Source organism: Deinococcus fonticola (genome assembly GCF_004634215.1).
GTDB classification, from domain to species: Bacteria; Deinococcota; Deinococci; order Deinococcales; family Deinococcaceae; genus Deinococcus; species Deinococcus fonticola.
This window is the reverse complement of sequence record NZ_SMMH01000006.1, coordinates 99,595-126,402: the sequence shown is the minus strand read 5'-3', so window position 1 is coordinate 126,402 and position 26,808 is coordinate 99,595. Positions and strand designations below refer to the sequence as shown.

Genomic DNA, 26,808 nt, shown 5'->3' with positions numbered 1-26,808 from the left:
CAACACTGCGCTGCTTCATGCGCTCCAGGCGGCTGAACAGATCTGGGGGGTGAACGGACGGCAACATCACCTTCACTATTCATGCCGGGCCTGACATGGCTGTCACCTTCCTAAATCTGGCGGTAGACAAAGGACAGCAGCAAAGACCGGAGTTCCGCTCATCACGGGTCTCCGGTCAGGACTTGCTGGATTAAGCTTGTGCGGTCTGCTCCTCGGGCTGTCGTTCCACAGGCGGGTCGAACTCGTCGCGGGGGCGTTCCACCAGGGTCATGATGTCGTAGGTGGCGACCAGCTGGTCATGCTGGTTGGTGACCTCCGAGTGCCACTCGACGACCCCGGTGGGGCGGGTTTCGCCGGGGCGCAGGTCTTTGCGGATCTTGCGTTTGCAGGTCAAGCGGGTGCGGATGGTGTCGCCGATGCCGACGGGTTCCACAAAGCGCAGATTTTCCAGGCCGTAGTTCGCCAGCACCGGCCCCGGCGCCGCCCACACGAATTGCCCGGCGGCGGCGGAAATCACGAAGTACCCGTGCGCCACACGCTTGCCGAAAATGCCCTCCTTCGCGCCGATCTCATCCAGGTGCGCGTAGAAGTGATCGCCGGTCAGGCCCGCGAAGTTCACGATGTCGGCTTCCGTCACGGTGCGGCGGTGCGTCAGCAGGCTGTCGCCGATCTGAATCTCGTCGAAATTCTTGCGGAAGGGGTGAAGCGTGTCCTCCCGGACAGCCGCGCCGGGAATGTATTCCTTCGTGATCGCCATCAGGGTGGTGGGGTCGGCCTGCACCGCCACCTTGTTCATGTGGTGCTTCACGCCCGCGATGCCGCCCAGCTCCGCGCCGCCACCGGCCCGGCCGGGGCCACCGTGCAGCAGTTGCGGCAGCGGCGAGCCGTGGCCGGTGCTTTCCTTGGCGTCCTCACGGTTCAAGACCAGGATGCGCCCGTGGCTGCTGGCCATGCCCAGCACCAGTTCGGTGGCCTCGGCGCGGTCGTGCGTCATCACCGACGCGGCCAGTGAACCCCGGCCCATCTTCGTGAGCTTGATGGCGTCCTCCAGCGTGTCGTAAGGCATCAGGGTCGCCACCGGGCCGAACGCCTCCAGCTCATGCGGCGTTTTTGCGTTCAGCGGATCACGGCAAAGCAGCAGCGTCGGGTTAAGGAAGGCGCCTTTTTCACGGTCACCGCCCAGCAGGTCGCCTTCCTGACCACCGATCACCACTTCGCTGTCTGCCCTGAATTTCTCCAGCGTTTCGCGCACACGCTCGCGCTGATCCACGCTGACCAGGGCACCCATGCGTACGTCGTCGCGCGCCGGGTCGCCCAGCGTGACCTTGCTCAGCTCCTTTTTCAGTGCCTCGATCACCGGGTCGACCAGGTGGCGCGGCACCAGGGGGCGGCGAATGGCGGTGCATTTCTGCCCGGCCTTGCCGGTCATCTCGCGGGCCACTTCCTTCACGAACAGCGTGAATTCGGGGTCTTCGGGTTTTACGCTGAGCCCCAGCACCGCCGCGTTCAGGCTGTCGGCCTCGGCATTGAAGGGAATGCTGCGGTTCACGATGTTGGGGTGAACCTTCAGCTTCTGCGCGGTGGCCGCCGACCCCGTGAACGCCACCATGTCCTGCTCCAGCAGGTGATCGAGCAGGTCGCCCGGGTCACCTGTCACCAGTTGCAGCGATCCCTCCGGCAGCAGGCCCGAGGCGATCATGTCGCGCACCACGCGCTCGGTCAGGTAGGCCGTCTGCGGCGCGGGTTTCACCAGCGTGGGCATCCCCGCGATAAAGGCCGGGGCAAACTTCTCCAGCATGCCCCACACCGGGAAGTTGTAGGCGTTGATCTGCACCGCCACCCCCTCGCGCGGCACCAGCAGGTGGCGGGCCATGAAAGTGCCGCCCTTGCTCAGCATCTCGACCTTGCCTTCCGGCAGGAAGCGCTCGTCCGGCAGTTCCCGGCGCGCCATGCTGCTGTAACTGAACATGGTGCCGATCCCGCCCTCGATGTCCACCCAGCCGTCCCGGCGGGTCGCCCCGGTCAGCAGGTTCAGGGTGTAGTACTCCTCCTTGCGCTCCATCAGGTAATTGCCGAGGGCTTTCAGGGCGCGCGCGCGGGCGTGGAAGGTCATTTTTCGCAGTTCGGCGCCCTTCTCGCGCCCGTAGGCCAGCGCCTGGGCGAAATCAATGCCCTCACTGGAAATGACCGCCACCGGGCGCCCGTAAATGGCGTCGTAAAGCGTCTGCCCTTCGGGGTGGCTGTGCCACTGGCCGTAAACGTAGGAAGCGGGACGGAGGATTTCAGGTGCGTTGGTCATGGAAACTCCTTTCAAACGGGCTAAAATCGTACATGACGATAAACAATGAACGTGATCTGGAAGGCATGAAGCGGGCCGGGCAGGTCGTCGCGCACACGCTGAGAATGTTGCAGAGCGCCGCCCAACCCGGCGTGACTCCGGCTGAACTCGACAGGTTGGCGGGGGAACTGTTCGCTCGACATGGGGCGTTTTCGGCGCCCCGTGCAGAGTACGGCGCGCCGGTCAACGTCTTCATCAGCGTGAATGACGACATCGTTCACGGCTTGCCGACCCACCGTCCCCTGGCGGCCGGCGACGTCGTGTGCCTCGATGTCACGCCGAATGTGGGCGGTTACGTTGCCGACGCGGCCCTGACCGTGGCGGTTCCCCCCGTTTCGCCTGTGGCTTCGCGCCTGATCGCCTGCGCTGAGGCGGCCTTTGCACAGGCCATGAAAGTGGCGCGGGCCGGCCGGCCGCTGAACGGGATCGGCCGGGCCATCGAAACGGAAGTCAGGCGGCGCGGCTTTACCCTGCTGCGTGAACTGCAGGGACACGGCGTTGGGCGCGCCATTCACGAGAAGCCGGATGTCCCCAACTTTTACCATCCCGCCCTGAAAAAACCGCTGCATGAGGGCCTGGTCATTGCGGTGGAACCGATGGTGTCCAGCGGCAGAAGCGGCCGTGTGCGCACGCTGCGCGACGGCTGGACCCTCTCCACCACGGATGGTGGAATGGCCGCCCATTTCGAACATACGGTCATGATTACCAGCGGTGCGCCCTTGATTTTGACGGCCTGATTTCATTTCCCTTCTCGCTTCTGCCTGGAGTGGTAAACCTGAACCTTGAACGAGAATCAGCCAGCCTGGCTGCGGATCTCAGCGTCTTGTCGGCTGTTTTTCGTTCACCTGCCAGTTTAACCTAACACCCGTTAGGTTCCGTGATTTTGTCTGCCCGTCTAGCCCATACACTGGGGCATGTTGAATGCACAGGCGGAAGCAGATTTTAGGGAAATAAACGCTCAGTACGGCAGTGGCGCGGAGCTTTCAGCGCAACTGGCGGCAGAATTGCAGGCGCTGGAGGGCGTGATTCGCCGGGCGGGCGGCGAGGGCTGGCAGCAGGTCAGGCCGGGGTGCGAGTGGTCGCCCGCGCAGGAAGCGGAACACATCGTGCTGGCGAACGAGGGAAGCAGCAAGGTCATTCGGCTGCTGCTGTCGGACAAACCCATCCCCGACATGCCGCAGAAATACACCGACCTGAAGGACGGCAAACGCCTGGCCCCGCCCGGAACGGTGCCTACGGGCGAAGCGACGCCCGAAGACCTGCTGGCCCGCATCGCCGCCAGCCGCGAGTGGTTGAGCGTGCCGGTGGACGCTTCCAGTGAACGGAAATTCTTTCACCCGGCGTTCGGCCTGATCGACCCGCTGGGCTGGCTGCGCGTGACTGCCGGGCACACGCGGCATCACCGCGAGAGAATCGAGGCCGGGATCTCATAAGGTGAGGGCATGACGCAAATGAATGCAGGACGGCGCTTCAGCGGCAAAACCGTGCTGGTCACGGGGGCGGGCGGCGGCATCGGGCGGGCGTTCGCGCTGCGGTTCGCGCGCGAGGGCGCCCAGGTGGCGGTCAACGACATCAAGGTCGAGGCGGCGCAGGCGGTGGTCTCGGAAATTCAGGCGGCGGGCGGCGCGGCCATCCCGATTCACGGCGACGTGTCGAAAAAAGAAGTTGTGGACGCTTTCTTCGACCAGACCGAGCGCGAACTGGGCCGGGTGGACGTGCTGGTGAACAACGCCGCGCTGATTTCGGATCAGCGGCATTTTCTGGACGCCGACCCCGACTGGTGGGACGCCCTGCTGAACACCAACCTGCGCAGCATGTTCCTGTGTGCCCGCCGCGCCGCGCCCGGCATGGTCAAACGCCGTCAGGGCGTCATCATCAACGTGTCCAGCGGCGGGGCCACCAGGTCTCACCGGGGCTTCACCGCCTACGACGCCGCGAAGGGAGGCGTGGAAGCGTTTACCCGCGCCCTCGCCCTTGACCTGGCGCCCTACGGCGTGCGCGTCAACGGTGTCGTGCCGGGGTTCATCAACACGTATGGCCTGAGCGGCGCAGACCTCGCCGAACGCGCCAGAGTCGTTCCGCTGGGCCGTTACGGCACCGCCGAGGACATGACCGGCGCGGCCGCATTTCTCGCCAGCGACGACGCCAGTTACATCACCGGGCAATTCATCGTCGTGGACGGCGGCGTGCTGGTGCAGCAGCGCAGCGCGAACGTGGACACCTTTCCCCTCAGCAACTTCCCGGACGTGCCGGAAGAAAATTAGGCTGTAGCAACAGCTTTTCCCAAGACCCACGACGCCTAATCGAACGAGCGGGCGTCGATGGCGTCGGCCACGTCGTCGGCCATTTTCAGCGTACGGATAATGACGGGAATGGCGGTGGCGAGCTGGTTCTTCTCGATGCCGCGCGCACGCTGGGCGTCCTGCACGTCACTGACGGTCTGCGCGATCACCGGAATGAAGCGCAGCGTCAGGGAAATGGCGAGGCTCACCTTGGCCGGGTTCACGCCGAAGCGGGCCAGGGGCTTCAGGGCGCGTTCCAGCGTGGCCAGCAGGTCGGAGACGCGGGTGGTGAGCGTGACCAGGGACGCCAGCAGAATCATCACGCCGAAGCGCAGCACCGTGACCAGGCCCGCTTCCCAGTTGGTGAACACCGCCTGAAACACCAGGAAGAACGCCAGCAGCCCCAGCGAGGGCCTCACTTGCGCCCATGTCGTTTTCGCGCCCATTCGGGCCAGGCCGTACAGCGCCAGCGTCAGCGCCAGCCACCCCAGCAGGAGGCGCCAGTCCTGCACAGTAAAGATCAGCACGCCGGACACGGCCAGCAGCAGGAGTTTCCAGCCCGCCGCGAGGCGGTGCAGCGGGGAGGCCCGCTGGACGTACAGCCCGAGGGTCACGCCATCAACTCGCGGTAGAACGCGATGGCCTGCGCGGGCGGCGCGTCCATGACCACGCGCCCACCGTCGAACACCAGAACGCGCCCAAAGTCGGCCAGCAAGTCCAGGTCGTGCGTGACCACGATGGCGGTCTGCGGTAACTCGCGGATCACCTGCACGATGCGGTTGCGGTTGCGCAGGTCGAGCAGGGTAGTGGGTTCGTCGAAGACCACGTACTCGGGTTGCATGACCAGCACGCCGGAAATCGCCATCAGTTGCTTCTGCCCGCCCGACAGCAGGTGAGAAGAGTGCTGCCGGAACGCCTGCAGGTCGTAGCGCGCCAGCACCGCCGTGATGCGCGCCTCGATTTCGGCGGGCGGAAGTTTGAGGTTCTTCAGGCCGAAGGCCAGGTCTTCCTCGACCACCGGAAAAACGATCTGGTTGTCCGGGTTCTGAAACACGAAGCCCACGCGGCGGCGCACCTCCCTGGCCTGTTCACGGGTGTTCAGGCCGTCCACCAGCACCTGCCCGTGGGTGGGCAGCAGCAGCCCGTTGAGCAGCCGGGCGAAGGTGCTTTTGCCACTGCCGTTGCTGCCGATTACGCCGATGCGCCGCTCCGGCAGCTTGAGATTCACGCCCTGCAGGACGGGGCCACTCTCGTAGACGTGGCTGACCTCTTTAAGCTCGATCATTCAGGTTCCCACCAGAAAGAAGCCGGGCCAGTGGAGCCCGGACTCGCGGTTTGAGTGGCGTTCAGGCCGCAGCGATGCGCGCCGGGCGAATGATCGGGTAACTGCGCTTCACGGTCACGGCGATCACGGCCGTCAGCAGGGCTTTCACGAAGTCGCCCGGCAGGAACGGCCCGGCGGCGAGGGTGGCTTTCAGGTAACTCATGGGCGCGGCGATGCTGAGCCAGGCGTTCCCGATGCCGTACATCACGACCACCGAGGTCACGAAAATGATCGCCAGGGCCAGCGGCACGCTGAGCCTGTGCCAGTAGCGCTCGGTTAGCAGGCCAATCAGGTAAGCGGCGATGGGCCAGCTGACCAGAAAGCCGCCGGTCACGCCCGCGAAGACGCCCGCGCCCCCACGCCCGCCCACCAGCAGCGGCAACCCCACCGCCACCAGCACCAGGAACAGCAGCATCGACAGCGCCCCGCGCCGTGCCCCCAGAATGGCCCCCGCCAGCATCGGCCCCATGCTCTGCGAGGAAATAGGCACCCCGGTGCCCAGCATGACCGGCGGAATAACCGCCAGCGCGGCCATAATCGCTGCAAACAGCGCGATATAAACGATGTCTTTCGTCTTCACGGCCGGTATTCTACGCCATTCGTTCAGTAAGACAATGGAGAAACTGAACGAGAGAATTACAGCTGCTCCATGATGAGCGACACAAGTTCACTGGTCGGTCTGCGGATGTCGGCCTCAATGGCGTTCGTGGGCGGCTCCAGCGTCTCGAACTGGCTGTCCAGCAGGCTCACCGGCATGAAGTGACTGCTCCCGCGCTCCCGCAGACGTTCGGCAATAAGATCCTGGCTGCCGTGCGGGTACACCAGGGCTACGCCGTCCATGCCCTGCATCAGGGTGTCACGGTACTTCTGTTTCAGGGCCGAGCAGGCCAGCACCAGCGGCCTTCCCTCACGGACGTGGTCGGCCAGCAGCCTGTGGAGGATCTCCAGCCAGGGCTGCCGGTCATTGTCGTTCAAGGGCTGACCACGGGCCATCTTTTCGCGGTTGGCCTGCGGGTGGTAGTCGTCGGCGTCGACAAATTCCCAGCCGAGGCGCTTCGCCAGCGCCGTTCCCAGCGTGGTTTTGCCGCTGCCCGACACGCCCATCACGATCACTGCTCGCGTGTTCATTTCCCGAAGTCCAGTGTTCTCAGTCCCAGTCGGGGCGGGCGCTCTCCGGGTTGGCCAGGCGCACGGCTCCGCCCTGATCGAGGGTGGCGATGCGGGCCATGTCCTCTTCGGTCAGCGTGAGTTCCTGCGCCCTCAGGTTGCTGGCCAGGTTCTCGCGTTTCGTGCTGGAGGGAATGACACTGAAGCCGCGCTGCAACGCCCACGCCAGCGCCACCTGGGCGGGCGTGGCCGCGTGCTGACGGGCAATGTCTTGCAGCACCTCGTCTTCCATGACTTTTCCAACCGCCAGCGTCATGTACGAGGTCAGGTGAATCCCTTCCTGCTGGGCAAACTCTGCCAGTTTGCGGTTCTGCAGGTAAGGGTGAATTTCCACCTGATTCGTCATGATGGGTGTGTCGCCCAGAATCTCGCGGGCCTGTTTCAACCCGGCGATATTGAAGTTTGAGACGCCGATTCCGCGCGTCAGGCCCGACTGCTGGGCCTCGGCCAGCGCCTTCAGGTAGTCCTGCGGGTTCACGGCCCCGTTCGGCACGGGCCAGTGAATCAGCGTCAAATCCACCGCGTCCACCCGCAACTTCTCGTTGCTTTCGCGCAGGCTAGCGATCAGGGCGTCCGGCGCAAAATTCGCCGGCTTGATCTTGGTGGTGAGGTAAATCTCCTGGCGCGGCACGCCGGAGGCCTCCAACACCTCGCCGATCTCGGCCTCGTTGTCGTAGCCCTGCGCCGTGTCGATGGCGCGGTAACCCAGTTCCAGCGCGTCACCCACCACGCGCCTGACCACATCATCCTTCAACCGAAACGTTCCCAGCCCAAAACGCGGAACACTCATGCCGTACCTCCGGACTCCATACTGCCGCGCCTGAGCATGGAAAGAACCAGCCTATCCTGAGGGTTCACTTATCTGACTTCGCGTCCTGCGGCTCGGCCACGCGGCCCCGCACGCCGTGGCCCTCGCCGCCCATGCTGTCCAGCCGCTTGACCAGAACTATGAGGCCCCAGCCAATTAAAGCCGTGAGAAGCAGAACCAGCACCGTCGGCAGAATCTGAGCCATGCAGGCAGTCTGCCCGGAACGGTGGCAATTTGTGTCCCTGGTGCAGCTTTACCTCAGGAACCAGTGACTCAGGGTGCCTTTGCGGGTCATGAGCCAGACGTGGAACGCTTTCCCGACTTTATGGGTCACGCTGACATCTGTGAATGGGTTCTGAGGTGCGCTCCGCAGGACTTCCAGCATCCGTAACTCATCTTCCTGCGTTCCAACCAGTACCAGCCCGCGCCCAGTCGCGGCGAGAATGCGCCCGTCAGAGGTCACGTCCGCCGCCAGCAAACCGCCGTTCAAGCGCAGGCGGGCGAGCAGTTCACCCGTGGCGGCATTCCACAATTTCAACTTCCCGTCGCGCGAGGCACTCAGCAGGCGCGTGGGCGACAGGAAATGTACGGCTGTCACGGTGTCAGCGTGGGCCGTCCAGCCTTTGCGCATGGCCCGCCTTGCCCCTTCTGCCGTGTCCGTCAGGTGACGCAGACGTTTCCCAGTTTGAGCGTCCCGCAGGATCACGCCGCCCCCGCCGGAACCACTCGCCACCAGTGAACCGTCAGGACTGAACGCCAGCGAGTGAACCCAGTTGGCCCGCTCGCTCTCGGCGCCGGTCGGGGGGGACGGCGTGCCTGACCACTGCAGCTTGCCCGACGCCGTGTCATCAAGCGAAACACTGTGATTCCCGATAACATTCACGCCCGCCAGCGCGTAAGTTTCCCCGCCGGGTGAGAAAGCCAGGGCGCTGATGCCGGGGCCGTCGCTGCCTTCGCGGTTCTCCAGCGGCTGGCCGGAACGGGCGTCGTAATGAAGGGTTCCCGTATGGGCCGTCCAGAGTGTTTTGCTGTCGGGGCTGAACAGCAGCGTCTTCCCGTCGCCGTTGGCGGGCTGGGCGCGGTAAAGCAGCTTCATGGTGCGCGTGTCCCGCACTTCCAGGCGCGTGTCGTAAGGCCGGTACGGTGACCCCAGCGGGGAACGCGTCGTGGCTATCAGTGAAGCGTCTGGGCTGACCGCAATGGGCGCGTTGCCCATGTTCTGCCAGTTTTCCATCAGCGACAGAGAACCACCGCTGGCCTGTGCCGAAGCCGAGAACAGCAGCGCAATGAACAGAACCGGGCGAAGCGACAACCTCATGCCCACAGTTAACCCCACTTGTCTTGCAGGCCGCGTCACGCTTTCGGTGCAGGGTGCCTTTTCCTTCCTTTCAGCGGGCTACACTGTTTCCCATGATCGGCAAAACATTCAAAACGATGCTGGGCGGCAAGGAACTCAGCATTGAAACGGGCAAACTGGCCAAGCTGGTGTCGGGCAGCGTGACCGTGCGTTACGGCGACACCATGCTGCTGGTGACGGCGCAGGCCAGCGACACGCAGAGCAAACTGGATTTCCTGCCGCTGACGGTGGAATTCGAGGAACGGCATTACGCGGTCGGCAAGATTCCCGGCAGTTTTCACCGCCGTGAGGGCCGGCCCGGCGAGAAGGCCATCCTGAGTGCCCGCATCACGGACCGGCAGATCCGCCCGCTGTTCCCCAAAGGCTACCGCCACGAAACGCAGGTAATCATCACGGTGCTGTCGGCCGACGGGCAGAACGCGCCGGACGTGCTGGGGCCCATCGGCGCCTCGGCGGCCCTGAGCATCAGCGACATTCCGTGGGCTGGCCCGACGGCGTGCGTGCGCGTGGGGCAGGTGGATGGTCAGTACGTGGTGAACCCCACCGCCGAGCAGCTCTCGCGCAGCCGCATGGACCTGGTGGTGGCCGGCACGAAAGACGCCGTGATGATGGTGGAGTGCGGCGCCCAGACGGTGTCCGAGGAAGAACTGGTGGGCGCCATCGAGTTCGCGCACGCCGAGATGCAGGGCGTGATCGCGTTGATCGAGCAGATGCGCTCGGAAGTGGGCCACGAGAAGTTCAATTTCATGGAGGAAGTCGGCCCGACGCACGATTACGTGCCGGAAATGACCGAGAAACTCCGCGCGGCGGGCCTGAAAGACGCCCTGCTGACGCGCGGCAAGAAGGAGCGCGGCGTGCGCACGAAGGAAGTGCGCAGCAAGGTCATTGCCGAGTACGTCCCGGATCCTGAAGCCGAGGGCGCGGCGGAACTGACCGCCACCCTGAAGAACGTGTACTCGAAGGTCGAGAAGCAGATGTTGCGCCAGCTTATTCTGGACGACGACCTGCGGGCCGACGGCCGCAGCAGCAAGACGGTACGGCCCATCTGGATAGAGGCGCGTCCCCTGCCGATGGCGCACGGCAGCGCCATTTTTACGCGCGGCGAAACGCAGGTCCTGGGCGTGACCACCCTGGGCACCGAGCGCGACGAGATCCTGATCGACGACCTGACCGAGGAAACCGGCGACAGGTTCCTGCTGCACTACAACTTCCCGCCGTACAGCACGGGCGAAGTCAAGCGCATGGGCGGGCAGTCGCGCCGCGAGGTCGGCCACGGTAACCTGGCCAAACGCGCCATTCGGGCGGTGCTGCCCAGCTTCGAGGAATTCCCCTACACCATTCGCGTGGTGGGCGAGGTGCTGGAAAGCAACGGGTCTTCCTCGATGGCCACGGTGTGTGCCGGAACGCTCTCGCTGATGGACGCCGGCGTGCCCATCAAGGCCCCGGTAGCGGGCGTGGCGATGGGCCTGGTGATGGAGGGCGAGAAGTACCGCGTGCTGACCGATATCCTGGGCATGGAGGACGCCCTGGGCGACATGGACTTCAAGGTCTGCGGCTCTGCCGAGGGCGTCACGGCCCTTCAGATGGACATCAAAGTCGGCGGCATCACCCCCGCGATCATGCGCGAGGCTCTGCACCAGGCCAGAGAAGGCCGCCTGCACATCCTGGGCAAAATGGCCGAAGTCCTGGCCGCCCCGCGCCCGGAACTGTCACCCACCGCGCCGCGCATCGAGACCATGAAGATCAACCCCGAACTGATCGGCAAGGTCATCGGCCCCGGCGGCAAACAGGTGCGCGAACTCGAAGCCATGGGCGCGCAGGTCACCATCGAGGAAGACGGCACCATTCGCATCTTCACGAACGACGGCGCGGCGGCGGCGGCCGTCCGGGCCAGGATTCAGGAAGTCACGCAGGAAGCCAAAGTGGGCGCCGAGTACGACGGCACGGTGGTGAAAATCGCGGCGTTCGGCGCCTTCGTGAACCTGTTCCCCGGCCAGGACGGCATGCTGCACATCAGCCAGATGAGCGAGGAGCGCATCAACAGTGTCGAGGACGTGCTGAAGCTGGGCGACAAGCTGCGCGTGAAAATCGCCAACATCGACGACCGCGGCAAAATTGACCTGGTTCGCCCGGAACTGGAAGGCAAAGTGGCCCCCCGCACCCCCCGCGAAGGCGGCGGACGTGATGGCGGCGGACGCGGCAGTGACCGGGGCGACCGTGGCCCACGCGGCGACCGGGGGGATCGTGGCCCGCGCAGTGATCGGGGTTTCAGCGACCGGGGAGGCAGTGACCGGGGTGAACGCACAGACCGTCCTCCCCGTGAACACCGCGAGGAACGCGCAGAGCGTCCCGCCAGCACCGATAGCGGAGAATGGCGCAGCGCCCAGCCGCCCTTTCCGGATCGTGCGCCCGCCGCCCCCCGTGAAGCGCAGGAGGCGGAAGGCAAGCAGTTTGCCCCGGCACCGCCCCTCTCCGACACCGAATAAGCTCAGTTTCAATTCCCGGTTCCAGCCTCTGAAGTGACCGTCAGCGGGTTTCCCACCATCAGAAAGGGAACCCGCTGACATTTGAAGGAAGAAGAGTACGCTTGGGAACAATCCCCACGTCCCCTGCGCCGCTCGTTGCCCGGAGGTTACGCTCATGCGGTTACTCGAATCGGAAGTGTACAGAGGCAAGCAGATTCGCGTTTATATCGTTCATCCCGGCGGCTTTACGCCTTCGCCCGTACCGGCCCTGGGCGTGCGCATCGACGGCGAAATCATCGATGCGCAGGTGACCCTGCCAGGCACCTTCCGCCTTAGCGAGGCGATGGAGTGGGGGCACGTGACCGTGGATCGCCTGCTGTCGGGCGGAACAGGCCGTCCGTCCTTGCTGCCCTCCCTGGTGTAAGCGGGTTCGTGCGCTGTCAGGCTGGCGGCCTCCTTCCCCGGCATCACGGCCCTGTGTGGTCGGTGCCGGGGATGTCGCTTGACCCCTCATCCTGGGCCGCTAGAGCAGTTCTGCGAATTCCGCGCTCTGTAGAACACCACCCAGAGCGCTCCATTCTCTCCTGCGGAGCTGTTCCAGTCCGTCCTGCTCGTCCAAATTCACTCGCTCCGCTCGAACAAAAAGCACTGCGTTCTTTTGTCCAATGCTCTACACTGCCAGGGATGAAGAAGGCTGCCCTGCTCCCCCGTGCCCTGGTACTCAGTGGCTTACTGCTCTTGGCCTCCTGCCAGAAAAAGGCCGAGGACACCACCACCAAGACCGACGACACGACCCAGCAAGAAACCAAGACCGATACGGCGAAGGACACCGCGCAGACGGCCGAAGTCAAGGCGCCTGGGGCTGTTCCTGCCGGGTACACCCTGGTGCCGGCCCTGAGCGACAAACCCGTCCGAACCTTCAAGAGCGAACCGGCTATGGCCTTGCAGGACGGCAAGGATTACTACGCGCTGATCGACACCAGCAAGGGCCAGGTGCTGGTCGACCTGTTCGAGCAGGAGACGCCCGTCACGGTCAACAACTTCGTGACGCTGGCCCGCAACCACTTCTACGACGGCACGCGCTTTCACCGCGTGATCGAGGGATTCATGGCGCAGGGCGGCGATCCTGGCAGCGCCGACGAGGCCAAGAAGGACACCTGGGGCACCGGCGGCCCCGGTTACCAGTTCCCGGATGAAATTCGCAGCAAGCTCACCTTCGACAGTGGCGGGCTGCTGGCCATGGCGAACAGCGGCCCCAACACTAACGGCAGCCAGTTCTTCATTACGTTTCAGCCCACCGATTTCCTGAACGGCAAGTACAACCTTTTCGGCAAAGTCACGAAGGGCGAGGACATCCTGCCGAAATTCACGCGCACCATGGATCAGAGTAACGCCCCGATTCCCGGCGCCGTGCCGGACAAAGTCCTGAGCGTTCGCATTCTCACGAAGGGGTAAACGGCCTCCCAGGGCATAAAAAAGGGCGGTCGGTCACCCTGGGTCTTCACGCGGCGGTCAGGTTAAGGCGGTACGCTGCCTGGCATGAAAGGCCGCCTTTCCCTTTACCTGCTGCCCCTCCTGCTCGTCGCCTGTCAGGGCAAAGACGTTCTGGCGCCCGAGCAGTACGACCTGAGCGGCACGCTGCACGGCGACTGGGGCACCAACCCCAGTCTGCGCCTGGCGCTGGTGGGCACCGGCATTCCCAACGTGTTCACGAACGACAGTACGTACGCGCAGAACGTCGTGAAGGTGAACGACACCACACGCCGCTTCGGGCTGGACTTGCCGCGTTTACCCAACCTGGCGGGCGTTTACCAGGCCATTGCCTTCGACGACCGGAACAACAACGCGAAGTACGACGTGGGCGAACCCGTGGCCCGCAACCGCCTGTGGCTGATCTACAGCCCCACCGACGCCACCACGCCCGCCGTGAACCTGCCCGAACAGTTTCCCTGGGCGGCCGGCGAGGAAGCCATTCCCGAACTGAACGTCAAGAGTGGCTGGAACGTGTACAACCGCGCCGAGAAGATCAGCCCCACGAACCCCAGCCCCGCAGGCAAGATCACCGGCTACGACATCTACCGCTGAAGATTTCCCATTCCCATTGAAGGCGGAAGGCATTGGGGCTTTCCGCTTTCGCTTCGTTTATTGCAGAAACGGGTTGCTGCGCTTCTCGCGCGCGATGGTCGTGTGACCGCCGTGGCCGGGGTACACGTAGGTCTCGCCGGGCAGGGTGAACAACTCCTGCTGAATCCCGTGGATGAGTTGCGGGTGGTTTCCGCCGGGCAAGTCGGTGCGCCCTATGCCTCCGGCGAACAGCGTGTCCCCGGCAATCACGAACCCGTCCCCGACGAACACCACGTGGCCCGGCGCGTGACCCGGAAGTTCGCGGGCGGTTAGTTTCAGGTCGCCCGCCGTGAATTCCTGCCCCTGGGCAATGGGATGTTCCGGGTCGCCCGGTTGCGTGAACGGCAACCCCCAGCGTCCGGCCGAAGCGGCTCCCATACGGTACAGGGGCAGGTCGCTGGGGTGCAGGTACACCGGGAGGTTGAGGGCCTCACGGATAGGCTGCACCGCGCCGATGTGGTCGAAGTGCGCGTGCGTCAGCAAAATGGCCTGTACGTTCACGCCCGTCGCCCTCACCAGGGCCAGAATCCGGCTGGCGTCGTCGCCAGGGTCGAACAGGAAGCCCTGGTTGTCCTTGCCCGCCACCAGTAGGGCGTTCTCCTGCAAGGGGCCAGTGGGCAGCGACCAGATCTTCACGTCTCCATGCGTGCGGGTGGGGGCCGGGGCAGTCATGACCGGCAGCATACCCCGGCCGTGTGTATTGGCTGCTGCGCACTCCGTTCGGGAGATATCGCTAGAAACAGAGCGATCTTTCCGCCGTTGATATGACTCCCGGCTGACCGTACCGACACATCCCCCTGACGGGCCGGCCTCACCTTCATGAGGTGATGAAAAAACTATTACTGACCCTGGCTTTAACCGTCACTCCCGCGACGGCGGCCACCCTCGTCGGTTTTGCCGAGTTGCCCGCCGACACCTTCGCCACCGGGCCGGACAGCGGCGCGTGGAACAACGGCGTGCGCGGCGAAACCCGTTTCAAAGGCCAGCCGGTGCAGGGGTTCAGCGGCGTGCAGTTCGGCAAGGACGGTTCCTTCTGGTTTCTGAGTGACAACGGGTTCGGGGCAAAGAACAACAGCGCCGATTACCTGCTGCGAATCTACAACCTGACCCCCACCCCCGGCCAGAAAGGTGCCCAGCGCGGCAACGTGAAAGTCGGTTCCTTCATTGGGCTGAGTGACCCGAACCGGAAGGTGCCGTGGCTGATCGTGAACGAGGCCAGCCGCGAACGCCTGCTGACGGGCGCGGACTTCGACGTGGAAGGATTCGCCTTCGCCCCGGACGGTACGCTGTGGGTCGGCGACGAATTCGGCCCCTACCTGCTGCACTTCAGCGCCGACGGAAAACTGCTGGAAGCACCCATGGTCACCCCGGACTTGAGCGCCCCCGCTGACAAACCCGCAGAAGTCCGTAGCCCCCAGAACCCTGCCTTCTCGCAGGGTGTGGCCAGCAGCGGCGCGAACCTGCCCGCCAGCGGTGGCTTCGAGGGCTTTACCCTCACCCCCGACGGCAAAACCGCCTTTGCCCTGCTGGAGAAAACCGTCACGGGCGACCCCACCGGGCAGATTCGCCTGCACGCCATCAACCTGGCCGATAAGAAATGGAGCCTGGCGGGCCGTTACGCGCTGGATCAGGGCGGCGAGGCCATCGGCGACCTCACGCCCGTGAACGACACCGAACTGCTGGTCATCGAACGCGACAACAAGCAGGGCACCGAGGCGAAAGTCAAACGCATCTACAAAATTAACGTGACCGAAAAGAACGCCGACGGGACGTTCAAGAAAGTGCTGGTCGCCGACCTGATGGACATCAAAGACCCGCAGGGCCTCGCGCCGGACAGCCAGAACGGCGTGCTGACCTTCCCTTACTTCACCATCGAGAACGTGATCGTGCTGGACAAAGACACCATCCTGGTCGCCAACGACAACAACTACCCTGCCACCGGCGGGCGCGGCAAGGACATGAAAGACCAGAACCAGTTCATCTGGCTGAAACTCGACCAGCCGCTGAACGTGGTCGCCGGCGTCGGACGGCCCTGAGGCTGCTCGACGCAAAACATCGGCCTGAAGCTGCCCATTCCTATCCTGACAGGAGACCCCATGAAAAAACTGTTCCTGACCGCCCTGTTTGCCCTGGCCGCTTCTGCTGCCGCCGCACCGTTCAAGTTCGTGGCGCTGGGCGACATGCCGTACAAACTTCCCGACGATTACGCCCGTTTCGAGGCGCTGATCGCTGACGTGAACAAACTGAATCCTGCCTTCACCATCCACGTGGGCGACATCAAGAGCGGCAGCACCCCCTGCTCCGACGAGAACTTCCAGAAAGTGAAAGACGAGTTCGGGCTGTTCCAGAACCCCCTGATCTACACGCCCGGCGACAATGAGTGGACGGACTGCCACCGCGAGAAGGCCGGGAAGTTCGACCCGCTGGAACGCCTGGGGAAAATCCGTGAGATGTTCTTCAAAGAGCAAGGGGACAGGAGCTTCGGGCAGAAGCCCATCACCCTGACGCGCCAGCCCAGCCTGATCGAGAACAGCCGCTGGGCGCAGGGCGGCGTGATCTTCAGCACCATTCACGTGGTCGGCAGCAACAACGGCATGGAACGCAACATCGCCAGCGTCGGCGAGTACTTCGCCCGCAACGCCGCCAACCTGGAGTGGATCAAGGCCACCTTCACCGAAGCGAAGGAAAAGAACGCCCCCGCCGTCGTCATCGCCTTCCAGGCCGACCTGTTCTACGGCTCGCCTGTCCTGCTGACCGACGTGGGTCTGCGCGACACCGTGACCACCCTCGCTACCGAGGCCAAAGCCTACGGCAAACCCGTCCTGCTGATCCAGGGCGACTCGCACACCCTGGTCATCGACCACCCGCTTACCGAGGCCGGCGCAAACACCTTCCTGGGGCAGACCGCCGCCAGCCCGGCGCTACGCAACGTCACCCGCCTGCAAGTCATGGGCGAAGCCGATGTGGGCGCAGTCGAAGTCACCGTGGACACCAGCACCCCCAGCGTGTTCAGCTTCAAACCCGTGTACACTGGCAAGTAAACTGGCGATGAGCCACTCAATTGGAAAACTTTAAATCTATCTCTTATATTTTCTCGGATTGAAGCCGCTTGAGTAATCCCTCCCGCTCACCCAATAACGCTTGGATGTCGGCTTCTGCCTGCTTGTAATTATTGATCCCTTCGGTAGTGGCGACCTGAAGAAGTTGTGGCCCGTCGGCCAACATGGCACGCAGGTTCCACAATTCGCGGGCGACTTCTGCGTGAAGTTGCTGACCTCCAGAAAATGGCTTGACGCTGGTCTGGGCCGACCGCTCGATACTGGATCGCCAGGCCATTAGATCGTTGATGATCTTTTCACCAATGCCGGAGATTCTTGCCAAAGGTTTTCTATCGAGGTCAAACGCGGTATGGATACCGTACTGATTGAGCGTTTTGATCCGCTGTACTCCAACTCCGGGAACAAGGCCCGGTTCCAGACGGTGACGCCGCAACTCGGCTTCAATCACCTGCTGGGTGTATTTCTGCCGAGCTGCTTGTTCACGCTCTGTCAGGAGTGCGGTGGGGTTGAGGAGCTGGGTTTTGATCTGTTCCAGTTCACGTATCTTGGCTTCAAAGCGCGTTAGTGGGCTTCCGCCTTCGTATGACATTTGCCTCGCCTTAAGTTGCTGGTCAATACCTTCAATCTGGGACAGGATTTTTTGGTCGCCTTTATCCAAAAAAGGGTAAAGTGCTCCACCTATCGCAAAGAAAACCCAAATGCCACTGAAGAGTCCAGAGCCAATCTGCGAGGCAGCCCACCCACCCCAACTCCAAAACAGACCATAAAGAGCTGCGCGGAGGAAAGTTCTATACGTGATTTTCTTTCTTGCTGGATTCAGAATAGATACTTTCAAAGTTAGGTGGTCAGGTTTTGGAACTTTGCAAATAGCCAACCAAAGCTGATTCACGTCTGCTACGTCCGGGAAGGCAACGAGAGGTGGAGAAGGCGTTGGTGTGGGTGGTAAAGGTGCAGGTTGGGGGTGGTGAGGTGTCCATATGGGTTGCCTAGGCTGAGCAGGAGAAGTTGGCTTTTTTGATGTTGACGACGGTATAGGTGACGCTATCGGCTTGGGCGGTTGCTGGCGCGGCTGGTTTCCCCAGGCATATCTGAAGGTAAGTTGGCCCTGAGCATTGATCCACTTTGTGCGAATCAACTCGGCTCGAACCTCTGGAGGAAGTTCACTCACCTGTATAGTGCCTTCTTCGAGTCTGTCCAGAAAAGTATCTGGGCTGATCCCCAAGTACTTTAGATAGTCCAGTAGTGGCTTCGGCCCTGCGAAACGCGGCTTAGACTGCTGTGCATCTGTAACTGAGGTGAGCATCCTTAGAAACTCATCCACTGTCTGCGGACGATCCTGCATTCTGATCTGCATGGCTGTTTCAATGCCTGTGATCAGACCGCCCGGTGTACCGGTTGGCAAGGGGGGGAGGGCCACACCATTGAAGAGGTCGGAGGCAGAAGGCGGCATTTGCCCACTGAGGGCGTGGTAAAGGGTTGCACCCAGGGCATACAGATCTGTCGGTGGCCCGACTCTGCCCGATGCAGCGTACTGTTCCAGCGGCGCGTAGCCAGGCGTAACCAACCGGGTCATGTGGGTGGTCTTTCCAGCCTGAAACTGGCGCGCAGAGCCGAAATCGATCAGCACCGCCCGTCCCCCTTTCTCCAGAATGATGTTGTCGGGCTTGATGTCGCGGTGCAGGTGGCCTCTATCGTGCAGCAGGCGCAGAGCCTGACCGGGTCAAGGTGAGCAGTTCCTCCGCCGAGATGATGTGCTCCCGCGTTAGGCGTTCCGCCAGCGATTCGCCCTGGAGGTACTCCATCACCAGATAAGCAGTGTTGTTTTCGCTGAACTGGTCGTAGACCTGCACGATGCTGGGGTCGCTGAAGCCCGCCAGCACTCTCCCTTCTTGAAGGAACTTATCCTTGATTTCCTGAAATTCACTGGCCGTGAGCTTAATGGGAGTTTGTACCATTTTCCCCTGGCGTTTCCAGTCACTTTGAAAAAGCTCCTTGATAGCTATGGTGCGTGCAAGAGCGAGATCAGTAGCAAGGTAAGTGATACCAAAGCCACCTTGCCCTAATTTCCGTTCTATGCGGAACTGACCATTTTTCAGAAGTGTGCCAATAGGAAGCGAATCATCCAGCGTATTTGTTAGTGTCAGCGTATTTGTTAGTGTCCAGCCACAGGCAGGACAAATAGTGCGTCCTTCTGGCACAACCAACTGACATATTGGGCAGTTCATGTCCGACCTCGGCTACTGACCCTATAACCCATACGTCGTCATGCTATTAAATCGGCAACCTGGTGTCAGGATACTCCTCCTCCTCGGCCCACAGCGCCCGCATTTCCGCGCTGGTTTCAAGGAGGTGTTCCAGCGCGCCTTCCGCGACCAGTTTTCCGTTTTCCATGACCAGGATGCGGTCGGCGCGGCTCAGGGCGGCGTGGCGGTGAGAGATGACGAGGCAGGTGGCGTCCAGTTCGGTGAAGAGGCCGTCCCAGAGTTGCGCCTCGGTGCGGGCGTCGAGCGCACTGGACACGTCGTCGAACACCAGCAGGTCGGCGTGCTGGGCCAGCATACGGGCCACCGCCGCGCGCTGGAGCTGCCCGCCGGAGAGTTTGACGCCCCTGGCACCGACCTCGGTCGAGAGGCCGTTGCCGAGCTGCTGGAGATCGGGTTCCAGCACCGCCAGCCGCACGGCGCGGCCCAGACGGGCCTCCTCGGCCCCGGTCAGGATGTTCTCCTGCAAGGAGTCGCTGAACAGGTTGGGGAGCTGCGCGGTGTAGGCGCAGTGGGGCGGCACCAGGAAGGTGGCGGGGTCTGTGACCTCCTGCCCGTTCCAGTAAATCTGGCCGCTCTGGCGCGGCATCAGGCCCAGCAGGGCGCGAACCAGGGTGGTCTTGCCACTGCCGATGCGCCCGGTGACCACCACGAACTCGCCGCGCCGGAGGGTGAAACTCACGTCCTGAATCCCGGCCCCGCCGGGGTGACGGGCGCTCAGGTGCTCGACCCGCAATTCCTGCAAGGGGTGCGCCTCCTGAACGTTCGCCACCACGGGCGCTTCGCTGTTCAGGTAGATGGGGTGGTGCTGCACGGTCTGGTCTTCTGGCGCATCCTGCAAGAGGCGGTTCATGCGGTCGTAGCTGACCCCGGTGCGGCGGTGGCGGGCGATGGCGTCCCCGAAGAAGGCCATGCTGCCAGTCAGGCGCGGCAGCAGGCCGATGAACAGCACGAAATCGCCCACGCTCATCTGCCCGCCGCGAATGCGGTCGGCGCCCAGCAACAGCACCAGGCCCACCGCGATGTTGACCATGTTGGTGTTCACGCCGCGAATCAACTCGGTGAGCAGCACGTCGCGCAGGGCGGCATGACGCCGCGTTTCCCCCAGCGACCGCAGGTGCCCCACCATCTGCTCCTCGCGGCCCGCCAGTTTCACGGCGCTGACCGCCCCGAAGGTTTCACCGATAAAGTCAGTCACGCGGGCGGTGGCCTCGCGCATGCGGCGGCGGTAGGCGCGAATGGTGGGGGTGAGGCGCTGTACGAAGAACACCATTAGCAGCAGCGGAGCACACACCAGCAGCGTGATGAGGGGATCGACGCGGGACATCAGGAACACCGCGATCAGGCTGAACAGCACGATGCCCAGGCCGTCCACCCAGATTTCCACGTACGCGGCCACGTCGTCCACGTCGTCCCGGAAACGGCTGACCACCTCGGCGGGCGTGTCGGGCAAAATCCGCGAGCCTCTGGCGGTCAGCAGGTAAGCTAGCAGGTTGCGGCGCACCAGGGCATTCAGGGTGTACCACAGCGTGATCCACGAGCGCAGCGCCCAGTAGAACAGGCCCCAGCGGAACATGCGGGCCAGCGCGAAGAACCCCACGGCCACCCACGCCGCCCCGATGGCCGGGGTCATGGGCTGCCCGCCCAGGTTCAGTTTGTCGGCCTCACCCAGGCGCGTGAACACCTGACTGACCGCCAGGGTCAGCAGCGCGGGCGAGGCGTGAAAAGTGCCCCACAGCAGCATGTTCCGGACGAACAGAGCCCGGTCGTACGTGAACAGCTTGCGCGAGAGGGGCAGCGTCAGGTCTTTGGCGGGTGCGGTGGTCATGCGGGGGCTCCAGTCGGGATCGGGTGGTCGGCGGGCAGTAGGGAAAAGACGGCTGGGACGAGGTTCTCCGTTGAGATAAGCTGCCTCACGCCAGCACCTCTTCCAGTTCTTCCTTCCCGGCACTGAGAAGCTGCGCGTAGTGGCTGCGGGGGTCGCGGGCCAGCGCTGCGCGTTCGCCGTCCTCCAGGATTTTTCCTGCGCCCAGCACCAGAATCCGGTCGGCGCGGGCTACCGTTTCCAGGCGGTGGGCGATGACGATGGCGGTGCGGCCTTGCAGCAGGCGTTGCATGGCCTGGGTGAGTTGCGCTTCGGTGGCCGGGTCGAGGCGGCTGCTGGGTTCGTCGAGGATGATGACACTGGGGTCTTGCAGCATCACGCGGGCGAAGGCCAGCAGTTGGGATTGCCCGGCGCTGAGGCTGCCGGCGGCCAGCGGGGTCTTCACGCCGTCCGGGAGCGAGTCGAGCCAGCCGCCCAGCCCGACTTCCAGCAGCGCCGCCTCGACGCGGTGGTCGGGGACGCTGTGATCGAAGAAGGTGAGGTTGTCGCGCACGGTCGCCTGGAACAGTTGCACGTCCTGGGTGACCACGGCGACGCGCTGACGCAGGCTTTTCAGGGTCACGTCGCGGGTGTCCACGCCGCCCAGGGTCACGCTGCCGGAGGTGGGGTCGTACAGCCGCGACACCAGCCGCGTGAGGGTGGTTTTGCCGCTCCCGGTGCGGCCCAGCAGACCCACCGTCTGCCTGGCGGGGAGGTGAAAGGTGATGTCCTGCAAGACGCCGCGTGCGTTCGGGTCTTCCGGTTCGTAGCTGAAGTTCACGTCCTGGAAGCGCAAGTCCAGGCCGCCCGCCGGGAGTTCGCGCGCGCCCTCCGGCAGCCCGGTTTTCAGGGCCAGCAGTTCGCCCACGCGCACCAGGCTGGCTCCGGCCTTCTGCAAGTCCTGAAGCTGCTGGGTGAGCTGGTCGATGGGTTCCTCGATCATGCTCATGTACTGGAACAGCAGAAAAGCCGTGCCCAACGTAATGGCTCCCGCCGCGTACAGGCCCACCGAGGCGCTGAGAATCCCCACGTACCCGGCCACGAAGAGGCCCATGCTGAACTGCCACACCAGGCTGCGTTTCTTCCACGATTCGATGCTGCGCCGGAAGAACTCGCGCTGCACGGTCAGGAAGCCGCGCAGGTGGTGCTGCCCGGCTCCCAGGGCGCGAACGTCGTCCAGTCCGGCCAGGCGTTCTTCCACGTACCCGAACAGGCGGGCGCTGGCCTCGCGTTCCAGGCGGGTGGGTTCCACGCCCGCTTCGCGCACCCGGTTCATCATGCTGAGCGTAATGACCACGAAGGCGGTAACGCCCAGGCCCACCCACACGTTGATCCGGTAGAACATGAACACAGCGCCCAGCAGCAGCAGCGCCGCCCCGAACACCCGCACCGCGAACTGCGAGAAGAAGTTGCTGAGGGCCGTCACGTCCCCGTCGATGCGTTCGATCATCTCGCCGGGGGTGCGTTCCTTGTGTTCGCGCATGTCCAGCGACAGCAGGTGCGCGGTCAGGTCGGCCCGCAGGCGGTTGGTGGCCGTCCAGCCGACCCTCGCGCCCACGTAGGTGGCGGCGGCCATCAGCAGTTGCACGCCCACCGCCAGCGCGATGTATAGAAAGGCCAGGCGCGACAGCAGCGCGATGTCCGCCCCCGCGCCCAGTTTGGCGTTGTCCACGAAACGGCCCAGAATCTGCGGCAGGTACAGGTTCAGGCCCGTGCCCGTGAGCAGCAGCAGGGCCAGCGTCAGCACCGCCCATTTGAGCGGCCCCAGGTAAGAACGCAGGACGAGCAGTGGGGAAGAGGAAGGGGCCGGCATCCTACCAGCGTATGAAAAACAGGGCCAATCCGCATACGCCAAGTGGCTCAGGAAAAGGTGCCCGCCTTCTCTTGATTTATTTTATAAAGTGCTTTATGATATTAAGATGACTACCTTCGCTTCCAGTCCTGAGAAAATCCGCGTGGACATCTGGTCGGACATCGCCTGCCCGTGGTGTTACATCGGCAAACGGCGCTTCGAGCAGGCGCTGGACAGCTTCGCCCAGCGCGACAACGTAGAAATCGTGTACCACAGCTTCGAGCTTGACCCAGGCGCGGCAAAGCACAACTCCCAATCTGTTGCCCAGCACCTCGCGCACAAATACGGCCGAACGCTGGCGCAGGCGCAGCAGATGGTGGACGGCGTGGCCCAGGCCGCCGCCGGCGAGGGACTCCAGTACGACTTCGGCGCCCTGCAGCAGGTGAACACCTTCCTGAGCCATCAACTGATTCACTTTGCCGCCGCACGGGGCCACGGGCCGCAGATGAAAGAACGCCTGCTCCACGCCCACTTCACGCAGGGCCTGAACCTCTCGGAAGTGGATGTCCTGGCAGAACTGGCCGCCGGCATCGGCCTGAACGCCGATGAAGCCCGCGCCGCGCTGGAGTCAGGTCAGTATGCCCAGGCGGTGCGCGCCGACGAGCAGCAGGCGCAGGCCTACGGCATCACGGGCGTGCCGTTCTTCGTGCTGGGCGGCAAGTACGGTGTCAGCGGCGCCCAGAACCCCGAGGTGTTCACGCAGGCGCTCACGCAGGTGTGGGCCGAAACCAACCCCAGTCCCCTGAGCATGCTGGGTGCAGACGACGCCGAGGGCTGCCAGGACGGAAGCTGCGCCGTTCCGGACAAGACCAGCTGAGCGTCAGCACACCAGCTTAGCGTCATCACGTTGAAACGCCGGAGAAGCTTCGGGGCCTCTGCGGCGTTTTTGCCTGTTCCCGGCCTGACCTTCCGTTGACGAAAGCGCCACACCGCCTTGACGTGATGACGGCACAGTGTCACGGATGAGAAAATGGATGCCTGCCGCACTCGTAATTTCCGCCGCTCTCGCTGCCTGTCAGCCCGCCCCTGCGCCCGAACTGCCGAAAGTCACGACGCTGGACTTCAAGGCGTTCGACGGCAAGGTGACCACCCGCCCCGGCAAGAGCAAGCAGTTCTCACTGGATGCCGAGCCGGAGTACATCACCGTCAGCAGTGACAGCAAGGCGGCCTACGTGACCTTGCAGGAAAGCAACGCCATCGCCACCATCGACCTGACGAAAGGCGAAATCACGGGCGTGAAGCCGCTGGGCCTGAAAGACCACAGCAGGGCCGGGAACGCCCTGGACGCCAGCGACAAGGACACGAAGATCAACATCCAGAACTGGCCCGTGTACGGCGCTTACATGCCCGACGCCATTGCCAGCATCGACATTGGCGGCAAAACGTACCTGCTGACCGCCAACGAGGGCGACAGCCGCGACTACGACGGCTTCAGTGACGAGGTGCGCGTGGCGAAACTGAAACTGGACGCCACGAAATTCCCCAACGCCGCTGACTTGCAGAAAGACACCGCTTTAGGCCGCCTGACCGTCAGCAGCGTAGACGCCGACACCGACGGCGACGGAGATGCCGACCAGCTGGTGGCGTTCGGCGCCCGCAGCCTCAGCGTGTGGGACGCCGGCGGTACCCTGGTGGCCGACACGGGCGACCTGATCGAGAAGAAAATGGCCGAACTGGCCCCCACCACCTTCAACAGCGAGGGAACCACCAGCACCTTCGACGGACGCAGCGACAACAAAGGCCCCGAGCCCGAAGGCGTGACCGTCGGCACCGTGAACGGCAAGACCCTAGCTTTTGTCGGCCTGGAGCGCATGGGCGGCATTATGGTCATGGATGTCAGCACACCCGACAAACCGGCCTTTGTCGATTACGCGCACCACATCACGCCCACTGCCGACGCCAAGAGCGGCAGCGCCGGCGACCTCGCGCCCGAAGGGGTGCTGTTCATTCCCGCCAGTGACAGCCCCAGCGGGAAGCCGCTGCTGGTCGCCAGCCATGAGGTCAGCGGCAGCGTCACCATCTACACCGTGCAGGACAGCGGTAAACTGGCCCTCACCGGGCGCTGGCAGGCCGAACCGTTCGCATTCGACAAGGGCATTGCCGAAATCAGCGCCTTCGACAAGACCAGCCGGCAACTGTTCACCGTGAATGGCAACACCGGCAGCCTCGACGTGCTGAACCTGGCGGACGTGACCAAACCTGTATTCGTGAAAAGTATTTCCCTTGCCGCCTACGGCAAAGCCGCCAACAGCGTCGCCGTGAAAAATGGCGTGGTCGCCGTAGCGGTGGAAGCCCCCGTGAAAACCGACCCCGGCAAGGTCGCCCTCCTGAACCCCGACGGCACCGAGAAAGCCCCCGCCATCACGGTGGGCGCCCTGCCCGACATGCTGACCTTCACGCCCGACGGCAAGTACCTGCTGGTGGCCAACGAAGGCGAACCGAGCGACGACTACAGCATCGACCCGGCCGGCAGCGTCAGCATCATCAACGTCAGCGAAGCCCTGAAGAAGTAAGCGTCAGAGACATCGCCGCGCCGTCATGTGGACGGGCGCGGCGATCTTTTTTGCAGTGCCATTGAAAGGGGCTGAAAAGTCAGGCGATCAGAATGCCGGGGGCCGGAGCATTCCTGAATCCTGACTTGCCGACACGAGGTGTCACTGCCCGTACCCCTTCGCCCGCACTTCGTCCCAGCTTTCGGGGCCGCCGAGGATGAAGGGTTCGCGTTGAATGTGCGGGGTGATGCGGGGGCCTTCTGCGGACAGGTACACGTCCACTTCGCTGCGAATCCCGAACCCCTTCTCGGCGGGGTAGGTGCCGGGTTCCACGGTGACGCACAGCCCTTCGGTCAGGACGCGGGTGTCGCGGGTTTCGTAATCGTCGAGGTTGGCGCCGGCACCGTGAATCCTGACGCCGAGGTCGTGTCCGGTGCGGTGCAGAAAGAACGTGGCCCACGGCTCGCCCATGCTGTCGCGCACTTTACGGTCGACTTCCCAGCCTTGCAGGTGGCCCCAGCCGTCGGCATCGAAACGGTCTTGCAGCAGCGTCAGGGCGGCGTCCCGTCCAGCGCGCACGGCCGTCCACGCCGACTGGTACTCGTCGCTGGGCGACCCGGCGTACCCGACCCAGGTCACGTCCGCGAAGGGGCGGCCCGGTTCCTGCGCCCACAGGTCGATCAGGACGCACTGGCCCGCCTCTAGCGTGGCGTTCCTGTCGCCGCCGGGTTCATAGTGGCTGTCGGCGGCATTCACGCCGAAACTGACGTTCACGGGGTGCCCGGCCTGCATGCCCGCCGCCTCGATCTGCCCCATGATGACCGCCTGCGCGTCCAGTTCCGTGACGGGCTGCCCGCTTTGCAGGCGTTCGTGAATGAGTTTGAAGGCGTCGTCCTTGGCCTGCATCAGCACCTTCACGGCCCGTTCGTGGGCGGCCAGGTCGTCAGGCGTCCACTTCAGGAAGCCTTGCAGCAGGTTGGCGCTGCTCACGATGTCTTTTGCCCCGGCGCGGCGCACTCGCTCCAGCGTGCCGGCGTCCACCCGGCTCACGTAAGGAACCGCGCCGTCGGGGCTGTACTCCATCGCCACGCGCTGTCCCCGCACCACGTCCCCCAGCGCCGCATCCAGTTCGGCGTGACTGCCGAAAGGCCGCAGCGCCGCGCCCCAGTCCGCCGTGATCGTGCGCCAGTTACCGCCCTCGATGTGGTTGTGCAGCACCACCGGCTGACCCTCACGCGGCACGTACACGAAAAAGCGCCGGGTCAGGAACACGCTCTCGGGGATGCCCAGTACCGTCCGGGCGTGCGGGTTCAGGCCCTGGAAGTCGTAGACGAGCCAGCCGTCCAGGTCAGTGTGCGCCAGGGCCTGTTGCATCTGCAAGGTGGGATTGGTCATGCGTACAGGGTAAAGCGTCC

Annotated in this window: 25 protein-coding genes; 11 read left to right on the top strand and 14 right to left on the bottom strand. The window is 63.8% G+C overall.

Annotated elements, in window-relative coordinates; genetic code table 11:
- Positions 1 to 190 precede the first annotated feature (190 nt).
- The gene (paaZ, locus tag E5Z01_RS05675) at positions 191 to 2,299 is read right to left on the bottom strand and encodes a phenylacetic acid degradation bifunctional protein PaaZ (RefSeq protein WP_135228471.1); all 2,109 of its coding nucleotides are present in this window, start codon (positions 2,297 to 2,299) and stop codon (positions 191 to 193) included.
- A gap of 32 nt (positions 2,300 to 2,331) precedes the next feature.
- On the opposite strand from paaZ, the gene map reads away from it, so the two are divergent.
- The 3 genes from map (at position 2,332) to E5Z01_RS05660 (ending at position 4,602) form a co-directional block, all read left to right on the top strand.
- Positions 2,332 to 3,075: a type I methionyl aminopeptidase gene (gene map, locus E5Z01_RS05670; RefSeq protein ID WP_135228470.1), complete on the top strand. Its 744-nt coding sequence runs from the start codon at positions 2,332 to 2,334 to the stop codon at positions 3,073 to 3,075.
- A gap of 177 nt (positions 3,076 to 3,252) precedes the next feature.
- Entirely contained in the window at positions 3,253 to 3,771 is a 519-nt protein-coding gene (locus E5Z01_RS05665; RefSeq protein WP_119764133.1) for a DinB family protein, read from the top strand.
- A 9-nt stretch (positions 3,772 to 3,780) separates the two neighbouring features.
- Positions 3,781 to 4,602: an SDR family NAD(P)-dependent oxidoreductase gene (locus E5Z01_RS05660; protein ID WP_135228469.1), complete on the top strand. Its 822-nt coding sequence runs from the start codon at positions 3,781 to 3,783 to the stop codon at positions 4,600 to 4,602.
- A 35-nt stretch (positions 4,603 to 4,637) separates the two neighbouring features.
- On the opposite strand, the gene E5Z01_RS05655 is transcribed toward E5Z01_RS05660, so the two are convergent.
- The 7 genes from E5Z01_RS05655 to E5Z01_RS05630 all read right to left on the bottom strand — a co-directional run bounded on the left by E5Z01_RS05655 (position 4,638) and on the right by E5Z01_RS05630 (position 9,237).
- Complete coding sequence (locus E5Z01_RS05655) at positions 4,638 to 5,234, bottom strand: energy-coupling factor transporter transmembrane component T family protein (RefSeq protein ID WP_135228468.1); 597 nt, start codon at positions 5,232 to 5,234, stop codon at positions 4,638 to 4,640.
- Complete coding sequence (locus E5Z01_RS05650; protein ID WP_135228467.1) at positions 5,231 to 5,905, bottom strand: energy-coupling factor ABC transporter ATP-binding protein; 675 nt, start codon at positions 5,903 to 5,905, stop codon at positions 5,231 to 5,233. Before E5Z01_RS05650 ends, E5Z01_RS05655 begins: the two co-directional genes overlap by 4 nt.
- Positions 5,906 to 5,966: 61 nt before the next feature.
- The gene (locus tag E5Z01_RS05645; RefSeq protein ID WP_167757785.1) at positions 5,967 to 6,524 is read right to left on the bottom strand and encodes a biotin transporter BioY; all 558 of its coding nucleotides are present in this window, start codon (positions 6,522 to 6,524) and stop codon (positions 5,967 to 5,969) included.
- Positions 6,525 to 6,580: 56 nt separating this feature from the next.
- Positions 6,581 to 7,072 carry a gluconokinase gene (locus E5Z01_RS05640; RefSeq protein WP_135228466.1) on the bottom strand — a complete coding sequence of 164 codons (492 nt, stop codon included), beginning with the start codon at positions 7,070 to 7,072 and terminating at the stop codon, positions 6,581 to 6,583.
- Positions 7,073 to 7,091: 19 nt separating this feature from the next.
- Positions 7,092 to 7,901 carry a 2,5-didehydrogluconate reductase DkgB gene (gene dkgB / locus E5Z01_RS05635; protein WP_135228465.1) on the bottom strand — a complete coding sequence of 270 codons (810 nt, stop codon included), beginning with the start codon at positions 7,899 to 7,901 and terminating at the stop codon, positions 7,092 to 7,094.
- Positions 7,902 to 7,965: 64 nt separating this feature from the next.
- The gene (locus E5Z01_RS19410) at positions 7,966 to 8,124 is read right to left on the bottom strand and encodes a hypothetical protein (protein ID WP_158591622.1); all 159 of its coding nucleotides are present in this window, start codon (positions 8,122 to 8,124) and stop codon (positions 7,966 to 7,968) included.
- Positions 8,125 to 8,172: 48 nt separating this feature from the next.
- Complete coding sequence (locus E5Z01_RS05630; RefSeq protein ID WP_240738200.1) at positions 8,173 to 9,237, bottom strand: WD40 repeat domain-containing protein; 1,065 nt, start codon at positions 9,235 to 9,237, stop codon at positions 8,173 to 8,175.
- Positions 9,238 to 9,329: 92 nt separating this feature from the next.
- Here E5Z01_RS05630 and pnp point away from each other — a divergent pair, with 92 nt between their 5' ends.
- The 4 genes from pnp (at position 9,330) to E5Z01_RS05610 (ending at position 13,826) form a co-directional block, all read left to right on the top strand.
- The gene (gene pnp / locus E5Z01_RS05625; RefSeq protein ID WP_135228464.1) at positions 9,330 to 11,762 is read left to right on the top strand and encodes a polyribonucleotide nucleotidyltransferase; all 2,433 of its coding nucleotides are present in this window, start codon (positions 9,330 to 9,332) and stop codon (positions 11,760 to 11,762) included.
- Between the two features lie 154 nt (positions 11,763 to 11,916).
- The gene (locus E5Z01_RS05620) at positions 11,917 to 12,165 is read left to right on the top strand and encodes a hypothetical protein (RefSeq protein WP_135228463.1); all 249 of its coding nucleotides are present in this window, start codon (positions 11,917 to 11,919) and stop codon (positions 12,163 to 12,165) included.
- A 260-nt stretch (positions 12,166 to 12,425) separates the two neighbouring features.
- Positions 12,426 to 13,196 carry a peptidylprolyl isomerase gene (locus E5Z01_RS05615; protein WP_167757784.1) on the top strand — a complete coding sequence of 257 codons (771 nt, stop codon included), beginning with the start codon at positions 12,426 to 12,428 and terminating at the stop codon, positions 13,194 to 13,196.
- An 84-nt stretch (positions 13,197 to 13,280) separates the two neighbouring features.
- Positions 13,281 to 13,826 carry a hypothetical protein gene (locus E5Z01_RS05610; RefSeq protein ID WP_135228462.1) on the top strand — a complete coding sequence of 182 codons (546 nt, stop codon included), beginning with the start codon at positions 13,281 to 13,283 and terminating at the stop codon, positions 13,824 to 13,826.
- Positions 13,827 to 13,883: 57 nt separating this feature from the next.
- On the opposite strand, the gene E5Z01_RS05605 is transcribed toward E5Z01_RS05610, so the two are convergent.
- Positions 13,884 to 14,537 carry an MBL fold metallo-hydrolase gene (locus E5Z01_RS05605; protein WP_119766470.1) on the bottom strand — a complete coding sequence of 218 codons (654 nt, stop codon included), beginning with the start codon at positions 14,535 to 14,537 and terminating at the stop codon, positions 13,884 to 13,886.
- A 155-nt stretch (positions 14,538 to 14,692) separates the two neighbouring features.
- Between E5Z01_RS05605 and E5Z01_RS05600 the strand changes: the two genes are divergently transcribed.
- Together E5Z01_RS05600 and E5Z01_RS05595 are read left to right on the top strand one after the other, a co-directional pair.
- On the top strand, positions 14,693 to 15,901 hold the full coding sequence (locus E5Z01_RS05600) for an esterase-like activity of phytase family protein (RefSeq protein ID WP_135228461.1): 1,209 nt from the start codon (positions 14,693 to 14,695) through the stop codon (positions 15,899 to 15,901).
- A 60-nt stretch (positions 15,902 to 15,961) separates the two neighbouring features.
- A complete protein-coding gene (locus E5Z01_RS05595; protein WP_135228460.1) occupies positions 15,962 to 16,906 on the top strand; it encodes a hypothetical protein in 945 nt (314 codons plus the stop codon).
- Positions 16,907 to 16,949: 43 nt separating this feature from the next.
- On the opposite strand, the gene E5Z01_RS05590 is transcribed toward E5Z01_RS05595, so the two are convergent.
- The 4 genes from E5Z01_RS05590 to E5Z01_RS05575 form a co-directional block, all read right to left on the bottom strand.
- Entirely contained in the window at positions 16,950 to 18,578 is a 1,629-nt protein-coding gene (locus E5Z01_RS05590; protein WP_276321238.1) for a protein kinase family protein, read from the bottom strand.
- Positions 18,579 to 18,612: 34 nt separating this feature from the next.
- Positions 18,613 to 19,149, bottom strand: a complete 537-nt coding sequence (locus E5Z01_RS20180; RefSeq protein ID WP_135228458.1) for a protein kinase domain-containing protein — start codon at positions 19,147 to 19,149, stop codon at positions 18,613 to 18,615.
- 46 nt (positions 19,150 to 19,195) lie between these two features.
- Positions 19,196 to 21,013, bottom strand: a complete 1,818-nt coding sequence (locus E5Z01_RS05580) for an ABC transporter ATP-binding protein (protein WP_135228457.1) — start codon at positions 21,011 to 21,013, stop codon at positions 19,196 to 19,198.
- A gap of 85 nt (positions 21,014 to 21,098) precedes the next feature.
- Entirely contained in the window at positions 21,099 to 22,862 is a 1,764-nt protein-coding gene (locus E5Z01_RS05575; protein ID WP_135228456.1) for an ABC transporter ATP-binding protein, read from the bottom strand.
- Between the two features lie 106 nt (positions 22,863 to 22,968).
- On the opposite strand from E5Z01_RS05575, the gene E5Z01_RS05570 reads away from it, so the two are divergent.
- Entirely contained in the window at positions 22,969 to 23,718 is a 750-nt protein-coding gene (locus tag E5Z01_RS05570; protein WP_135228455.1) for a DsbA family oxidoreductase, read from the top strand.
- 157 nt (positions 23,719 to 23,875) lie between these two features.
- Entirely contained in the window at positions 23,876 to 25,414 is a 1,539-nt protein-coding gene (locus tag E5Z01_RS05565; protein ID WP_135228454.1) for a choice-of-anchor I family protein, read from the top strand.
- A 141-nt stretch (positions 25,415 to 25,555) separates the two neighbouring features.
- On the opposite strand, the gene E5Z01_RS05560 is transcribed toward E5Z01_RS05565, so the two are convergent.
- The gene (locus tag E5Z01_RS05560; RefSeq protein WP_135228453.1) at positions 25,556 to 26,788 is read right to left on the bottom strand and encodes a M24 family metallopeptidase; all 1,233 of its coding nucleotides are present in this window, start codon (positions 26,786 to 26,788) and stop codon (positions 25,556 to 25,558) included.
- Positions 26,789 to 26,808 lie beyond the last annotated feature (20 nt).

Coding starts and splice junctions, on each gene's coding strand:
- paaZ (WP_135228471.1), bottom strand. CDS start 2,299: ATGACCAACGCACCTGAAATCCTCCGTCCCGCTTCCTACGTTTACGGC.
- map (WP_135228470.1), top strand. CDS start 2,332: ATGACGATAAACAATGAACGTGATCTGGAAGGCATGAAGCGGGCCGGG.
- E5Z01_RS05665 (WP_119764133.1), top strand. CDS start 3,253: ATGTTGAATGCACAGGCGGAAGCAGATTTTAGGGAAATAAACGCTCAG.
- E5Z01_RS05660 (WP_135228469.1), top strand. CDS start 3,781: ATGACGCAAATGAATGCAGGACGGCGCTTCAGCGGCAAAACCGTGCTG.
- E5Z01_RS05650 (WP_135228467.1), bottom strand. CDS start 5,905: ATGATCGAGCTTAAAGAGGTCAGCCACGTCTACGAGAGTGGCCCCGTC.
- E5Z01_RS05640 (WP_135228466.1), bottom strand. CDS start 7,072: ATGAACACGCGAGCAGTGATCGTGATGGGCGTGTCGGGCAGCGGCAAA.
- dkgB (WP_135228465.1), bottom strand. CDS start 7,901: ATGAGTGTTCCGCGTTTTGGGCTGGGAACGTTTCGGTTGAAGGATGAT.
- E5Z01_RS19410 (WP_158591622.1), bottom strand. CDS start 8,124: ATGGCTCAGATTCTGCCGACGGTGCTGGTTCTGCTTCTCACGGCTTTA.
- E5Z01_RS05630 (WP_240738200.1), bottom strand. CDS start 9,237: ATGAGGTTGTCGCTTCGCCCGGTTCTGTTCATTGCGCTGCTGTTCTCG.
- pnp (WP_135228464.1), top strand. CDS start 9,330: ATGATCGGCAAAACATTCAAAACGATGCTGGGCGGCAAGGAACTCAGC.
- E5Z01_RS05620 (WP_135228463.1), top strand. CDS start 11,917: ATGCGGTTACTCGAATCGGAAGTGTACAGAGGCAAGCAGATTCGCGTT.
- E5Z01_RS05615 (WP_167757784.1), top strand. CDS start 12,426: ATGAAGAAGGCTGCCCTGCTCCCCCGTGCCCTGGTACTCAGTGGCTTA.
- E5Z01_RS05610 (WP_135228462.1), top strand. CDS start 13,281: ATGAAAGGCCGCCTTTCCCTTTACCTGCTGCCCCTCCTGCTCGTCGCC.
- E5Z01_RS05605 (WP_119766470.1), bottom strand. CDS start 14,537: ATGACTGCCCCGGCCCCCACCCGCACGCATGGAGACGTGAAGATCTGG.
- E5Z01_RS05600 (WP_135228461.1), top strand. CDS start 14,693: ATGAAAAAACTATTACTGACCCTGGCTTTAACCGTCACTCCCGCGACG.
- E5Z01_RS05595 (WP_135228460.1), top strand. CDS start 15,962: ATGAAAAAACTGTTCCTGACCGCCCTGTTTGCCCTGGCCGCTTCTGCT.
- E5Z01_RS20180 (WP_135228458.1), bottom strand. CDS start 19,149: ATGAACTGCCCAATATGTCAGTTGGTTGTGCCAGAAGGACGCACTATT.
- E5Z01_RS05580 (WP_135228457.1), bottom strand. CDS start 21,013: ATGACCACCGCACCCGCCAAAGACCTGACGCTGCCCCTCTCGCGCAAG.
- E5Z01_RS05575 (WP_135228456.1), bottom strand. CDS start 22,862: ATGCCGGCCCCTTCCTCTTCCCCACTGCTCGTCCTGCGTTCTTACCTG.
- E5Z01_RS05570 (WP_135228455.1), top strand. CDS start 22,969: ATGACTACCTTCGCTTCCAGTCCTGAGAAAATCCGCGTGGACATCTGG.
- E5Z01_RS05565 (WP_135228454.1), top strand. CDS start 23,876: ATGCCTGCCGCACTCGTAATTTCCGCCGCTCTCGCTGCCTGTCAGCCC.
- E5Z01_RS05560 (WP_135228453.1), bottom strand. CDS start 26,788: ATGACCAATCCCACCTTGCAGATGCAACAGGCCCTGGCGCACACTGAC.